This is a genomic window from Altererythrobacter aquiaggeris (assembly GCF_037154015.1).
GTDB lineage: Bacteria > Pseudomonadota > Alphaproteobacteria > Sphingomonadales > Sphingomonadaceae > Aestuarierythrobacter > Aestuarierythrobacter aquiaggeris.
The window spans coordinates 1,202,356-1,216,752 of the sequence record NZ_JBANRL010000001.1 but is presented as its reverse complement, the minus strand read 5'-3'; the positions used below and the strand labels follow the sequence as shown (position 1 = coordinate 1,216,752).

14 protein-coding genes are annotated in these 14,397 nt (G+C 59.7%); 5 read left to right on the top strand and 9 right to left on the bottom strand.

Annotated features, from left to right (window positions below; translation table 11 throughout):
- Nucleotides 1–150 precede the first annotated feature (150 nt).
- Nucleotides 151–1,818, bottom strand: a complete 1,668-nt coding sequence (locus WFP06_RS05935; protein ID WP_336986302.1) for a M56 family metallopeptidase — start codon at nucleotides 1,816–1,818, stop codon at nucleotides 151–153.
- On the bottom strand, nucleotides 1,815–2,210 hold the full coding sequence (locus WFP06_RS05930) for a BlaI/MecI/CopY family transcriptional regulator (protein ID WP_336986301.1): 396 nt from the start codon (nucleotides 2,208–2,210) through the stop codon (nucleotides 1,815–1,817). Before WFP06_RS05930 ends, WFP06_RS05935 begins: the two co-directional genes overlap by 4 nt.
- 78 nt (nucleotides 2,211–2,288) lie before the next feature.
- Here WFP06_RS05930 and WFP06_RS05925 point away from each other — a divergent pair, with 78 nt between their 5' ends.
- A complete protein-coding gene (locus WFP06_RS05925) occupies nucleotides 2,289–2,981 on the top strand; it encodes a peptidylprolyl isomerase (protein WP_336986300.1) in 693 nt (230 codons plus the stop codon).
- A gap of 700 nt (nucleotides 2,982–3,681) precedes the next feature.
- On the opposite strand, the gene sdhA is transcribed toward WFP06_RS05925, so the two are convergent.
- From sdhA to sdhC, 3 genes are read right to left on the bottom strand one after another with little or no spacing between them, the layout of a single operon-like run.
- Complete coding sequence (gene sdhA / locus WFP06_RS05920; RefSeq protein ID WP_336986299.1) at nucleotides 3,682–5,535, bottom strand: succinate dehydrogenase flavoprotein subunit; 1,854 nt, start codon at nucleotides 5,533–5,535, stop codon at nucleotides 3,682–3,684.
- 1 nt (nucleotide 5,536) lies between these two features.
- Complete coding sequence (gene sdhD, locus WFP06_RS05915) at nucleotides 5,537–5,920, bottom strand: succinate dehydrogenase, hydrophobic membrane anchor protein (protein ID WP_336986298.1); 384 nt, start codon at nucleotides 5,918–5,920, stop codon at nucleotides 5,537–5,539.
- Nucleotides 5,921–5,929: 9 nt separating this feature from the next.
- Nucleotides 5,930–6,310 (bottom strand): succinate dehydrogenase, cytochrome b556 subunit, encoded by a 381-nt coding sequence (gene sdhC / locus WFP06_RS05910; protein ID WP_336986297.1) that lies wholly within the window; start codon nucleotides 6,308–6,310, stop codon nucleotides 5,930–5,932.
- 133 nt (nucleotides 6,311–6,443) lie between these two features.
- On the opposite strand from sdhC, the gene WFP06_RS05905 reads away from it, so the two are divergent.
- Genes WFP06_RS05905 through WFP06_RS05890 form a run of 4 tightly spaced genes read left to right on the top strand, consistent with a single transcriptional unit; the run spans nucleotide 6,444 to nucleotide 9,342 of the window.
- Nucleotides 6,444–7,160, top strand: coding sequence for an SDR family NAD(P)-dependent oxidoreductase (locus WFP06_RS05905; RefSeq protein WP_336986296.1), 717 nt, complete (start codon nucleotides 6,444–6,446; stop codon nucleotides 7,158–7,160).
- A complete protein-coding gene (locus tag WFP06_RS05900) occupies nucleotides 7,150–8,061 on the top strand; it encodes a 50S ribosomal protein L11 methyltransferase (RefSeq protein WP_336986295.1) in 912 nt (303 codons plus the stop codon). The genes WFP06_RS05905 and WFP06_RS05900 overlap by 11 nt, the downstream gene beginning before the upstream one ends.
- Complete coding sequence (locus tag WFP06_RS05895; RefSeq protein WP_336986294.1) at nucleotides 8,034–8,753, top strand: TIGR02117 family protein; 720 nt, start codon at nucleotides 8,034–8,036, stop codon at nucleotides 8,751–8,753. Before WFP06_RS05900 ends, WFP06_RS05895 begins: the two co-directional genes overlap by 28 nt.
- A gap of 16 nt (nucleotides 8,754–8,769) precedes the next feature.
- Nucleotides 8,770–9,342, top strand: a complete 573-nt coding sequence (locus WFP06_RS05890) for a DUF2061 domain-containing protein (protein WP_336986293.1) — start codon at nucleotides 8,770–8,772, stop codon at nucleotides 9,340–9,342.
- Here the strand turns inward: WFP06_RS05890 and WFP06_RS05885 are convergent.
- The 4 genes from WFP06_RS05885 to recN all read right to left on the bottom strand — a co-directional run bounded on the left by WFP06_RS05885 (nucleotide 9,339) and on the right by recN (nucleotide 14,327).
- On the bottom strand, nucleotides 9,339–10,085 hold the full coding sequence (locus WFP06_RS05885; protein WP_336986292.1) for a class I SAM-dependent methyltransferase: 747 nt from the start codon (nucleotides 10,083–10,085) through the stop codon (nucleotides 9,339–9,341). The two genes, WFP06_RS05890 and WFP06_RS05885, sit on opposite strands and share 4 nt — an antisense overlap.
- A gap of 48 nt (nucleotides 10,086–10,133) precedes the next feature.
- A complete protein-coding gene (gene ligA, locus WFP06_RS05880) occupies nucleotides 10,134–12,200 on the bottom strand; it encodes an NAD-dependent DNA ligase LigA (protein ID WP_336986291.1) in 2,067 nt (688 codons plus the stop codon).
- The gene (locus WFP06_RS05875) at nucleotides 12,193–12,549 is read right to left on the bottom strand and encodes an endonuclease domain-containing protein (RefSeq protein ID WP_336986290.1); all 357 of its coding nucleotides are present in this window, start codon (nucleotides 12,547–12,549) and stop codon (nucleotides 12,193–12,195) included. Before WFP06_RS05875 ends, ligA begins: the two co-directional genes overlap by 8 nt.
- Before the next feature lie 113 nt (nucleotides 12,550–12,662).
- Nucleotides 12,663–14,327 carry a DNA repair protein RecN gene (gene recN / locus WFP06_RS05870; RefSeq protein WP_336986289.1) on the bottom strand — a complete coding sequence of 555 codons (1,665 nt, stop codon included), beginning with the start codon at nucleotides 14,325–14,327 and terminating at the stop codon, nucleotides 12,663–12,665.
- Nucleotides 14,328–14,397 lie beyond the last annotated feature (70 nt).

Here is a 14,397-nt window from a genome sequence, read left to right as displayed (position 1 = left end):
TGAATAGCGGGTGAACCCGTGTCCCGCCCCAAAATGTAGCGGCAAAAGGAGAGGGGGGCAAAGGGAGAGGGGCAAAAAAGAGAGGGGCAAAAAGAGAGGGGCAGACGCCCCTCCCATGGTCAGTCACCGGAATATACCGGCTTGTTGCCGTCAGTCTTCTTTGGACATTTTGGCAATCTCGCGGTCAAGTTCGGCAACGATCTGATCGCGCGTTTCCTTGTCCAATTTCGTATCTTTCGCGAGCGAGTTTCGTGCTGCGCGCAGCCCGGTCAGTGCTTGCGGGCCGACTTCGGTGCTGCAGACCACCGTGACCTTTTCTCCGTCGTGCGATGTGTGGGCGGTGCTGCCGCTGTTCGTGCAGTTTTTCCTGACAGTCGTGATTGCACCATCGGCGCGGTTCAATTTGACTACTGCCAGCTTGCGGTGGATTTCGGCTTTGGCCCGCGCGCCATCGGCCTTTTCCATGGACTTGCGCACGTGCCCCATCGCTTCGCGCGCATCCTCCATGGACTCGCGCACATCCGCCATGACTTCTTCCATGTCCTCATCGCTCAGCCGTTCGCCACCGCGAATAACATAGGCTTTGCGAATTTTGCGGACTTCCCCGGTTTCGCCACCGTCCTCGCCGACATCCTCATCTTCAATCACCCATGTCCTGCCCGGACCCGCATCGTCCGTACCGGGTTCGATCTCGATTTCCGCCTCGACCTGCGGCCCGTCCTGCAAAGCAGACACGGGTGGCGCGGGCGGCGCATCCGGCCGGGCCGGAGCGGCGATCGGAGCGGCGATCGTTGCGGCCGGAGCGGCGATGGTTGCGGGCGCTTCGGCGTAACTGACCGAGGCTGTCAGCGGCAGTGCCAGCGCAGCGGAGCCCATCAACAGACGGCTGGCGATACGGCGGCGGCGAGACAAGTTATTCATGTTCAAGCTCCTTAGACGGTGGATGATCGATTTTTCGCCAAGCACGGGACAGGCCATCGGCGCTGCCAGTGCAAGATGGTGGCCAGCGGCAAAACTGGCGATTACCTGCCCGTAACGGGCGCGTTCTTCTGCAGAGCGTCCGGCCATCACGCGGGCATCGCAGGCAGCCTCCTGATCGCGGCGCATCGCGCGCCATCCCAGCCATGCAAGCGGGTTGAACCAATGCAGCGCCAGCACCAGTTGGGCCAGGAAATTTGCCAGAATATCGCCGCCGCGGTGATGCGCCACTTCGTGTGCCAGCGCCAGATCACGCGCTTTACGATCGCGCAGATGCATGAATTCGGGCGGTAGTGCGATAATGCGGTCGAACAACCCGAATGCAACAGGCGCAGCCACCTTCGGTGTTTCGACCAATCGAATATCGCCTGTTTCGCCCACCGGAATTGCATCATGGAGCAGTTCGCCGCGCATTTTCCGGTACTGGACGATGCGCCAGGCAAGAAATGCACAAGCCGCCGCCAACCAGACAGACAGGATTGTGCCCGTCCAATCAAAAGGGATTGCTTGGGGAATGGCGGCGGCGTGGTCAGCATAGGGGGCCATGTTGCCGGCCACATAGGGGGCCATGTTGCCGGCCACACTGCCGGCCACATTGCCTGAGTGACTCGCGGATATGGAGCTAACGGTGACGGATGCAGCTTCGCTTGCCGGTGCCATCGCAGCGGGCAAGGTGATCGGCGGCAGGATCAGCCGCAGAAACGGCAGTGCCCAAAGGGCATAGGCCGCGCTGGCCCCGAACAGGTGTGAAACGGGTCTGCGAACAAGCAGGACAAAGGCAATGATAATGCCCGTCCACAGCGCAGTATCAAGCAGCCACTGGCTCAGCCCGGCGCTCACTTCCTGAGCTCCTTGAGCAGGCTTTCGATTTCGCTGAGATCGGCTTCGGTCAGTGCTTCCTGTTCAACCAGATGTGCAAACAAAGGCGCGGCGCGGCCACCAAACAGCCGGTCAACCAGACGGCGCGATTCGCCGCCGATATAATCCGTCCGCCGAAGCACCGGACTATATAAAAACCGCCTTCCTTCAGGCTTGGTCGTGATGGCTTGTTTGGTCACCAGACGCGACAGCAATGTTTTCACCGTGGCGAGCGACCAGCTGCGATCGGTGCAGACATCAGCGCAAACTTCAGCCGCGGTCAGCGGGCTGCGTTTCCACAGCGTTTCCATCACCGCATATTCGGCTTCGCTTATTCGCTCCGCCTTCGCAGCCCCATTCGCACTATCGGGCATTGTCGCCTCCCGCCAAGTATACCAGCCTTGTGATTACATCTGTAAGCGTACGATTACAGTTGTAAACCTGAAGCCCGGATGAATGAAAACTGCACACTGGAAAGCCTCGCGAAATTGGCGCAAGAATACGGCATGATAGGATATTTGCTCGCCGTAATGGCCCTCGCCCTGAGCCCCGCCGCGCACGCGCAAGCGGCCGCAGAACCTGTCGCTGCCGAACCGGGCACTGTTCTGGTGGTGCTCGAAACCGAATTTGGTGACATCGCCGTTTCGCTTGAAACTGAGCGCGCGCCGATAAGCGCCGCAAACTTCCTGCGCTATGTCGATGAGGGCAGGTTTGACGGCACCGTGTTCTACCGCGCGATGCAGCTCGATTGGGGTGATCAGCCAAACGGGCTGGTGCAGGCGGGCACGCAATATGATCCCGAGCGCACCCTGCCCCCGATTGCGCATGAGCGAACCACCGACACGGGCGTGCTCCATCTGCGCGGCGCCTTGTCCATGGCGCGCAACGATCCGGGCACGGCAACGGGTGATTTTTCGGTCATGTTGCAGGATGCGCCGGGAATGGACGCTAATCCCGAGGACTCCGATCCCAACTGGCAAGAAGGCTACGCCGCGTTCGGCTATGTCATTGATGGTATGGATATAATCGAAGCCATCCACGCCGCCCCGACCGATCCCGAAAAAGGCGAAGGCTGGTTGAAAGGCCAGATGCTGGGCGATCCGGTGGTTATCTTGAAAGCACGGCGGGTTTTGGACGAGAATTAGCATGTCCGCTTATGGGGTGGAAAGCTGCCACATAGTAGGCCGCCAAACTCCGCTTACCATACGTCAAAAGATTGGTGTGGTGACCGTTCTCACGATTTCTATCCCACATCGACTGTTCCTATTGCTTCTCTGGAACACGATTTGACGGTGCGAGGCAACTTGAACGGTCTGAATTTTCACGTCATGGTCAAAAACGATCGCAGCTGCAAAGTTTAGAATGCGAAGCGCCTCGGGAGGCGCTCCCGATATTCGCACAATGACCCGCAATGCCTGTTCTCTGTCTTCTTGCCAGCAACCAAGGTCGCTGAGAACAATTCGGTTCAGGTCCCCGTGCTCGTTCTTGTGCAAGAAAACGGCCCGCGCTTCGTCGTACCTGTATGGCATGAAGGTCGGGAGCTGTGGTTGAGGCCTGTCAAGGAGAGTAGGGCTCAAGCGCCACGCACCCCCCAATTCAGCTATTGCAGTGAAAGCACTTGCATCAGTCTCGAAAAGTGCGTCCGAGCTGCCATCCGCACTTACGCTAGCTTGCCCTTTCGTCGCGCAGGCTGAAAGCAAACCGAGCGAAAGAAGCAGTGTCAGGATGCGAGGCATAGAACTATATCGACTTTTCCCTGTCAGTCCGCAATGGGGTCGTCAGCAGACATACGGAGGGCCGGCGCAATCCGCCCCGGCCCATTTAATCAATCGTCAAACTGTCAGGTTAATAAGTCCGTTTTTTCGGTTCGATATATTCGATGTCGTCGGTCAGCGTATATTCGTGGACCGGGCGGTAATCGATTTTCATCTCGCCGCCCTTGCCGCCCCAGCCGTCAAACCAGGCGACGGTGTGCTTCATCCATTCGTCATCGTTGCGGCCGTTGGTCTTGTCGTCCAGATAATCCTCGTTCACGTGCGCGCCGCGGCATTCCTTGCGGTTGGCAGCCGATGCCATCGTGACGCTCGCCTGCGACATCAGATTGTCGAGCTCCAGCGTTTCGATCAGGTCGGAATTCCAGATCAGCGAACGGTCGGAAACATGGACATCTTCAAGCTGCTTGTTGACCGCGGCCATCTTTTCCAGACCTTCGGCCAGCAAAGCATCATTGCGGAAAACGGCAGCGTGTTTCTGCATCGTCTTTTGCATATCATTGCGAATGCGTGCCGTCGGGGAACCGCCATCGGCGTGACGGAAGCGGTCGAGACGGCCCAGCGCGAGATCGCTGCTGTCAGCGGGCAATTCTTCCTTGGCAGTGCCCGGCTTGATCAATTCGGCCAGACGGTGGCCGGTCGCGCGGCCAAACACCACCAGATCGATCAGCGAGTTGGAGCCAAGACGGTTTGCGCCGTGGACCGAAACGCAGGCCGCTTCGCCTACAGCGAACAGACCCGGCACAACCGTATCGGGATCGCCATCTTTGCCGATGGTCACCACTTCGCCGTGGTAGTTACACGGAATACCGCCCATATTGTAATGGACCGTCGGGGTCACAGGCAGCGGCTGGCGCGTCAGATCGACGCCCGCAAATATCTTGCCGCTTTCGGTAATGCCGGGCAGCCGGTCGGCCAGAACTTCTGGCGCAATATGGTCGAGATGAAGGTAAAGATGATCACCTTCCGGCCCGACACCGCGGCCTTCGCGCATTTCAGTCGCCATCGATTGCGACACCACATCGCGCGATGCCAGATCCTTGGCCGAAGGGGCATAGCGTTCCATGAAACGTTCGCCTTCGGAGTTGGTCAGATAACCGCCTTCGCCGCGCGCACCCTCGGTGATCAGCACACCCGCGCCGTAGATGCCGGTCGGGTGGAACTGGACGAATTCCATATCCTGCAACGGCAATCCGGCGCGCAGCACCATTCCCCCGCCGTCACCCGTGCACGTATGCGCGGATGTCGCGGTAAAATAGCAGCGGCCATAACCGCCGGTTGCCAGCACGACCGAATGCGAACGGAAACGGTGGATCGATCCGTCATCCATGCACAGCGCGATCACGCCAATGCATTTCCCGTCTTTCATGATCAGGTCGAGCGCGAAATACTCGATGAAGAAATCCGCATCGTATTTCAGGCTCTGCTGATACAGCGCGTGCAGCATGGCGTGGCCGGTACGGTCGGCAGCGGCACAGGTGCGCTGGACGGGAGGTCCCTTGCCCAAATTCTGCATATGGCCGCCAAACGGCCGCTGGTAAATCGTGCCGTCATCATTCCGGCTGAAGGGAACACCCGCGTGTTCCAGCTCGTACACCGCTTGCGGCGCCTCGCGCACAAGATATTCGATCGCGTCCTGATCGCCCAGCCAGTCAGAACCCTTGACCGTGTCATACATATGCCAGGACCAGTGATCGGGCGTGTTGTTACCCAGCGAGGCAGCGATGCCGCCCTGCGCTGCAACCGTATGGCTGCGGGTCGGGAATACTTTGGAAATACAGGCCGTGCGCAGGCCGCTTTCGGCAGCGCCCATTGTGGCGCGCAGGCCGGAACCGCCCGCACCCACGACAACCACATCGTAAACATGGTCGATAATCTTGTAAGCAGGTGCGGCAGTAGAACCGGAAGTGTTAGCGGCAGTAGCCATTTCAGGCGCCTCCAAGCGCAAGACGGAAAATGCAGAACAGGCCGAACGCCGCGCCGCCAAGCGCGGCAAAGTTCAGCAAGGTGAGTAGCGCGAATTTGTTGGCCGAAGCCTTGATGTAATCTTCCATCAGAACCTGCACCCCCAGCCGCGCATGCCAGAATGTCGAGATCACCAGCAGCGCCATGGCCGTGGCCGTAACGGGCGAGGCGAACCATTTGGTGACCGAGGCGTATGACAGGTCGGACATCAGCAGCAGCGATGCGACAAACCAGATCGCCAGCACCAGATTGCCGATGGCGGTAAACCGCTGGATCAACCAGTGGTGCGCGCCTTCGTTAGCCGAACCAAGACCGCGTACCCGGCCGATCGATGTTCCGTTTCCCATGTCTAAATCCTAAGCCAGCAGCGCCAGCGCCCAGAAACCGGCGGTGAGCAAAATGCCCAGAACCGGCGAGGCGATGGACCACATCTTGTTTGTGTCGAGTTCATATCCCGCGCCGATATCCATAACGAAATGGCGCAGCCCCGATACCAGGTGGTTGAAGAACGACCAGCTGATACCGGCCAGAACGAAATACCCGAAGGGAGAAGTCGCCAGTTCGATAAAGTCATTATACGCCCCCTCGCCCGACGCCATCGACCCTAGCCACCACAGCAGCAGCGGCAGCGCGGCAAACGCCAACGCATTCCCCGTCACGCGGTGCAGGATCGAGGTCAGCATATGCGGGCCCCATTTCCAGATTTGCAAATGGGGTGAAAGTGGACGGTCGGCCATCGGTGCTCCAAAATAGAAACGCAGGTTTGGCAGCGTCCTTAACGAAAGTGTTGTGCGGGGCAAGAGCGCGCAAGAGACGAATTTGGTGTTGCTGCGGCTTGGCCTGCGATATTTGAACGCCTATCGCCGGTTTATGATCCAGAAAACTATCCTTGTTACCGGCAGCAGCAGAGGCATCGGCGCTGCCATCCGCAGCCAGTTGGAGGCACGCGGCATCAAGGTGATCGGCCACGGCAGCAAAGCGCATGATGCAGCGACCATCGGCGCGGATCTGTCCGATCCGTTGGCCCCCGCCATGCTATGGGACGAAGCACTTGATCGCGCTTCCGGCCGGATCGATGCGGTCATCAACAATGCCGGATTGTTTGCCGAAACAGCATTGGATGTTTCGGATATTGCCTGGCTGGACGGATGGGAGGAAACCCTGCGGGTCAATCTGACCGCAGCCGCGCAGCTTTCGCGGTTGGCGATCAATCACTGGCTGGACGGGTCCCATGCCGGGCGACTGGTGCATATTGCCAGCCGCGCCGGCCACCGCGGCGATTCGCCCGGCCATTGGCATTATGCTGCCGCGAAAGGCGGGATGCTGGCAATGCACAAGACAATCGCGCGTGCCTATGCTTCGCGCGGCGTGCTGAGCTATGCCATCGCCCCGGGTTTCGTCGATACTGCCATGGCGGGCGATTATCTGGCAACGCGCGGCGGCGACGGGTTGCTTGCCGACATTCCGCTTGGCCGCGTTGCCACGCCTGACGAAATTGCCACGATGGCCGTATTCTGCGCGCTCGATGCACCTGGCAGCATGACCGGCGCGGTTCTCGACGCCAATGGAGCCAGCTATGTCCGATAGCTGGAAGATAACCGCTTACGCCAGAAAACCGGTTATTCAGGACGCTCTGATTATGCATGAACTGGATGAGGACTTCGATCCCGAAGTTGTCATCACAGGGTTTGAAGTCGAACCCAACCAGCCCGATAACTGGGTGTTTGAAGCGTATTATTCGCATAAGCCCGGGGCCGCCGACCAAAACGCGTTGATCAGGCTGTTCGGCGGCGTCGCGCCCAAACTTACCGTTCAGAAACTGGCGCAGGCCGATTGGGTGACCGCCAGCCAGCAGGGTGTCGATCCAATCAGGGCCGGACGGTTTTATGTTCGCACCCCCGATCACAAGTGTCATGCGGACCGGACACTAGCCGACTTCGTAATACCTGCCAGTCAGGCATTCGGGACCGGCCAGCACGAAACAACCGCCGGTTGTCTCGCGATGCTCGATTTGATGAAACGGCAAGGCGCCGTAATCCGCAATCATGTCGATATCGGCACCGGGACAGGTTTGCTGTCCTTTGCCGCGATGCACTTGTGGCCCTGCGCAGTCGCCACCGCGAGCGATATCGATCCGGTGTGCGAGGATGTGGTCGCCGTGAATGCCAAAACCAACCATGTGCCCATCGGCACGGGCAATGGCGCTTTGCTGATGGTAACTGCCGACGGCATGGTCGATCCGGTGCTGGAAGTGCGCGGTCCCTATGATTTGCTGATCGCGAACATACTGGCAGGGCCGCTGGTCGAAATGGCCCCCGAATTCGGCAAGGCCGTTATTGCCGGCGGCCATATCCTGCTTGCCGGTTTGCTGACCGAGCAGGAACCGGCGGTGCGCCGCGCGTATCGCCGTGCCGGGTTCCGCCTTGCCGCGCGGCTTGTAAATGGCGACTGGTCGATATTGTGGCTGCGCAAGCGCTTCAAGGTCTAATCCGCGCCTTAAAATGGGTCGCCGCTGCCTTCGCGGCGGCCGCTGCGCTATTTCTGCTGTCTGCCTGGATCGGTTCATCGGTTCCGCGCAATGCCGGTTGGGAGGAAGCCGGGAATGGCATCGAGATCATGGTCGAAAGCAACGGCGTTCACACCGCATTGATCCTGCCGCTGGTGAATGGCATCAAGGACTGGCGAGGCGACTTTCCGGCAGAGGATATCGCAGCACCCTCGGGCGCATACACCCACGTGTCGATCAGTTGGGGCGAAAAGGAAGTGTTCCTCAATACCCCGACATGGAGCGATCTTTCGCCTGTCACCGCCGCGCGCATTGTCGGCATCGGCGGCGAGGGTTTGCTGCATGTCGCGCATTACATCCGCCCCGCCCCGGCGAGCGATCTGCGCCCGCTTACCATCACACCCGATGAATACCGCAAACTGGTGGCGCAAATCGGGCAAGCCGTCGTCGCACCGGCGGCGCGGCAGAAATATCCCGGCTATTACGCGCAGGATGTGTTCTACGATGCACCGGGCCACTACACCGCCACCAACACCTGTAATCAATGGACCAGCGACACGCTCGCCGCCGCAGGGATCAAAACCGGCTGGTGGACCCCGCTGGCGGGCGGCGTGATGAAATGGGTGCCAAAAGCCGTGCAAACGACTGCAACGCTCGACAAGGCTGCCAGTTAGGCCCACGGGGTCCGCTATGCGTGATGCCCCTGAAAAGCCGATATTCGGCCCCGAAGACCCCAAACTCGATCCCGTAAACCCGCCTCGCATCAAGGCTTCCCGCTCGGTAGCGAAGGCAGTGTCATGGCGCGTCGTCGGGACGATCGACACGTTAATCCTGTCCTACCTCCTGATTACCTATCTCGGCCCGCTGCTCGGGATGCAAAATTCCGAGGGTGAGGCTCTCCAAGCCGCAAGCTACATCGCGATCACCGAGGTCGCGACGAAGATGGTGTTTTATTTCCTGCACGAACGCTTTTGGGTGTGGCTTTCATGGGGAACTTCGGTTGTCGGAGGAAAGCGCAAGGAAACCGTAGCGCGCTCGTCCACAAAGACCGCAACCTGGCGCACGATTGCATCGCTCGATACGATGTTTCTGGCGTGGTTTTTTACCGGCAACATCGCCACCGCAATCTCTATCGGCGGGCTTGAAGTGTTTACAAAACTGATTCTGTACTTTTTCCACGAACGCGCTTGGGCAAAACTGCCGTTCGGGATTGTCCATCAATCTGCCGCGGAACCCAAGCAGCAACCCGAACCAAAGGATTAGGCGGTAACGGGAACCTTGCGGCACATAAAAATCGAGCTGCCGTCGGCAAGCCGGGCCTTGCCAGCAAATGCCGCGTCGGCAAGATCGCTGGGCCGCGTTTCAGTGACGGTGAATCCGGCTTCACGCAGGCGGTCGATATAATCCGGTCCATACCGGCGGACGTGATCTATTTGTCCGAAATGCTTCAGGCGTTCTTCCGGACTGGTGATCGATTTATCTTCATAAGTAGACTGCGCGGTAATCGGCACGAGCAATATCGCCCAACCATCCGCCTTAAGCACCCGGCAGAATTCGCGCATGGCTTTGCGATCATCGTCGACATGTTCAAGAACATGGCTGCAATAAATGATATCAAAGCTCTCGTCGGGAAAATCGATATTTTGAATATCCATTTTTACATCGACATCGGGCGCCATGAAATCGGCCGTTATATAATTGCCATCAAATTGGTTGGTGAAGTGTTCGCGCAAGCACTGTTCTGGTGCGATATGCAGCATGTTGCCGCCGCAGCGCGTAAATATGTCCGTCCTCTGCTCGAGGAATAGCCACAACAGACGGTGCCGTTCGAGCGAGCCGCAATGTGGGCATTGGACCTCGCGTCGGGGCGGTATACCGAAGTCGAGAAACCGGGATGAATGTTTGTTGCAAATCGGGCAATAGTAGTTTTCGCCGCGAAGTGTGGAACCCGCAGCCAAGCGCCTGGCCCGGTCGCCCAATTGCTCCAGCTTCGTCAATATCCCCATGAAAAGCATTCCTCGTTCGCCATCCTGTCCGGCATTAGGACAACATGGTTACTTAGGTGTAAAGCACGCAGCCACGATTGCGGCCCAGGCGGCTTCGTCCATGACTTCGATGCCCAGTTCGGCGGCCTTTTTCAGTTTCGATCCCGCGCCCGGCCCTGCGACCAGCAGATCGGTCTTGGCGCTCACGCTGCCTGCTGCCTTGGCGCCCAGCCTTTCTGCCTGCGCCTTGGCCTCGTCGCGGCTCATGGTTTCCAGCTTGCCGGTGAACACCACCGTTTTACCGGTGACCGGACTTTGCCGCGTTTCGATTATGTAGGCAGGCGGTTCGACGCGGTTCAGCAAATCGTCCCACACGGCGCGGTTGTGCGGTTCGTGAAAGAAATCACCAAGCGCCTCGACCACGGCAGGGCCGACACCGTCGATATCGCTGATCTCGGTCAAGGCTTCCGCGTCGCCGGTATGCGCCTTTTCCGCCAACTCGCGCATTCGCGGCAAGGTTTCGAAACGCTTGAGCAAATCGCGCGCAGTCACCGCCCCCACGTGCCTGATGCCAAGTCCGAACAGCAAACGCGCCGCATCGGGCTGCCGCTTGGCCTCGATTGCCGCAAGCAAATTATCGACCGATTTTTCCTTCCAGCCTTCCAGCGCCAGAATGTCGTCGCGGCGATCTTTCAAACGGAAGATATCGGCAGGACTTTCAAGCCAGCCCAGTCCGAAAAACTGGTCGATGGTTTTCTCGCCCAGCCCCTCGATATCCAGCGCGCCGCGACTGACAAAATGCTTGAGGCGTTCGGTCCGCTGCGCGGGACAGATCAACCCGCCCGTGCAGCGCACATCGACTTCGCCTTCTTCCGCAACAGCCTCGCTGTCGCACTGGGGGCAGCGGTCCGGGAAGGCAAACGGCGGGCGCTTGTCTTCACGGCTCAAATTCTCGACAACTTGCGGAATAACATCGCCCGCCCGCTGCACCACAATCCGGTCGCCCGGACGCACGCCAAGCCGTTCGATCTCGTCGCGGTTATGCAAGGTCACATTGGTCACGGTGACCCCGCCAACCAGCACCGGAGCAAGCCTGCCGACCGGAGTCAGTTTGCCAGTGCGGCCAACCTGAATGTCGATATTTTCAAGCGTAGTCTCGGCGCGTTCTGCGGGAAATTTATGCGCCATCGCCCAGCGCGGCGCCTTGGCCACAAAGCCAAGCCGCTGCTGCCAATCGAGCCGGTCAACCTTGTAAACAACGCCGTCGATTTCGTAATCCAGTGCATCACGGCCAGACGCAATGCTGCGGTAATGCTGCAGCAATTCTTCGGTCGTTTCACACAGCTCGAGCGCGGGCGAGACGGGCAATCCCCATGCTTTCAATTGCCGGATTACCTCCATCTGCGTGGCACCGGGAATGTCCGAAGCTGCGCCCCAGCCATGCGCCCAGAACCGCAGCGGCCGTTTTGCCGTCACGCTGGCATCCTTTTGCCGCAGCGATCCTGCTGCAGCATTCCGGGGGTTGGCAAACAGTTTTCCGCCAGCCTTTTGCTGCGCAGCATTAAGCGCGGTAAACGCCTGTTTTTCCATATAGACCTCGCCGCGGACCTCGAACACGGCGGGCGCATTGCCGCGCAGCATTTGCGGGATGTCCGCGATATGCGCCACATTGGGCGTAACGTCTTCGCCCACCTGCCCGTCCCCGCGTGTGGCCGCGCGAACCAGCCTGCCGTTCTCGTAACGCAGCGAACAGGACAGACCGTCGATCTTGTCCTCTGCAGTCATCGCAACCGGCTCGTCATCGGGCAAGTTCAGGAAGCGGCGCACGCGGGTGACAAACTCGGCGACTTCTTCGTCAGAGAAAGCGTTGTCGAGGCTCATCATCCGTACTTCATGCTGCACTTTGGACAGCGGTGAAGCGGCGATCTGGTGCCCGACGACTGTGCTGGGGCTATCATCGCGGACCAGATGCGGAAACGCGTCTTCCAACTCGGTGTTACGGCGCACCAGCGCATCATATTCAGCGTCCGAAACTTCCGGCGAATCCTCTGCATGGTAGAGCCGATTATGCAGCGCAATCTGCCGCGCAAGCCGCATAAGCTCGTTGGCGGCTTCGGCTTCGGTGATTTCAGTCATTGGCTTGCGAATTCCACCGCACGGGCTGTGCCTTAAGCGAGATTTCAAGCGCTGATATCACGCCGTTCATATTCCGCATCACTTCCTCATTCGTAAAGCGAATAATGGCAAAGCTTGTCGCGATCGTAAAACTGCGATCTTTTGCGTTATCTGCAGCGCGGTCATGCGTGTTGCCGTCAACCTCTATACCCCGCCTTCGAGATGGACGGCAAAAGTCGATAATCCTGTATCCAGCGATGGATTGCCGGCGAAATGTGTATCCTGACAATCGGCTATTATGCAGCGCCATCCATAAGCGACGTTCCGGTTCGGCAGGATTGTTACGCATTGCTGCGGCGCGCGCGAGCATGGTCTTTCTTGACCCGCCACCACCCCCAACCCCCTCCTCTGAAGGGGATGGGGCTTTGCTGTTCTTCTCCCCCTCCTCTTTAAAGGAGGGGGTCGGGGGGTGGTGACTTACCTTCACACACCCTCCAGCAAACGATCCGCCTGCGCCCTGGCCTCGCTCGTAATCTCCGCGCCTGACAGCATCCGCGCAATCTCTTCCTGCCGTCCCGCTTCATCGAGCAACGCAACCGAGGTTTTCGTAACCGTCCCCTCGGACGATTTCGCAATCATGTAATGCACCTGTCCGCGTGCGGCGACCTGCGGGCTGTGCGTTACGGCAAGCAGCTGTCCGCCATTTGCCAGCCTTGCGAGGCGTTCGCCGATCGCGCTGGCAACCGCACCGCCTACCCCTCGGTCGATTTCGTCGAATATCACCGTGGCCGCCCCGCCTTGTTCGGCCAAGGCGACCTTCAGCGCGAGAATGAAGCGCGACAACTCGCCGCCGCTGGCAATCTTGCCCAGCGGTGCAAAGTCTGCACCGGGATTGGTGGAAATAAGATATTCGACGTTGTCCATCCCATGCGGGCCCCAGCGGTCTTCGGGCAGATCGGCCACGGCGGTTTTGAACCGCGCCGCATCCAGTTTCAGCGGGGCGAGTTCGGCGGCGACCGCCTCGTCCAGCCTCATCGCTGCCGCGATCCGATCGGCATGCAAAGCCTTAGCCTGCGCGCGGTAAATCTGATGCGTGGTCTCGGCGGTCTTTTCCAGTTTGCCGATATTGGCCTCGCCGCCCTCGATTGCGTCGAGGGCAGCGCGCATTTCGCGCATTCTGGCGGGCAGTTCGTCCGCTTCGCAGCGGTGTTTGCGGGCCAAGGCGCGCAATTCGAACAAGCGCGTTTCCATCCGGTCGAGTTCTTGCGGATGGTGCAGCATGGCTTCGCCCGCTGCGGCCAGCTTGTCTTCCGCCTCGCCCGCTTCGATCACCGCGCGGTCCAGCGCGTCGAGTGCTTCCTTGAGCAGCGGATGTTCGCCCGCGATCCGGTCAAGCCGGCGGGCCGCAGAACGCAGCTGCGCGGTAGCGGAATCGGACCCGTCCCAGAAATGGCGCAGTTCCTCCAGATCAGCTGACAGTTTCTCGCCCTTTTGCATTGCGGCGCGCGACAGGGCGAGCACCCCCTCCTCGCCCTGTTCGGGTGCGAGCGTGGTCAATTCGGCCAGATGCGCGATCAGCAAATCCTGATCATCTTTCGCTTGTGCTATATCTGCGCGTGCGGCCGCCAATGCATCCTGGGCCGAGCGCCAGGCGGTCCACGCGGTCTCGACCTTTTCCAGATCGGCACCGGCATAGCGATCGAGCAGCAAACGGTGACCCTTGGGGTTGACCAGCCCGCGATCATCGTGCTGGCCGTGCAATTCCACCAGAGCGGGAGCGAGCGAACGCAGCAACGCGGCGCTGACGGGCTGATCGTTGACGAACGCCTTTGATCCGCCATCCGCCTTGACGCGGCGGCGCAGGATCAGCGGTTCGCCCGATTCGACCTCGATATCGGCTTCATCCAGCGCCTGCCGGATAAGCCGCGGGATGGTGCCAAATTCAAATGTCGCGGTGACGCTGGCCTGATCGGCTTCCGCGCGAACCAGAGCTGTCTCTGCGCGGTTTCCCAGCACCAGGCCGAGTGCATCGAGCAGGATCGACTTGCCTGCTCCGGTCTCGCCGGTCAGCACGCCCAATCCGCCCGAAAAGTCGAGATCGAGCGCCTCGATCAGCACGATGTTGCGGATGGACAGCCGGGTCAGCATTGCACGCCCCGTCTAGCGCAGCGTCGCGCGCGCGTCACGTCCGGCGTTCTGGTTTTGGACAGGCGTGATC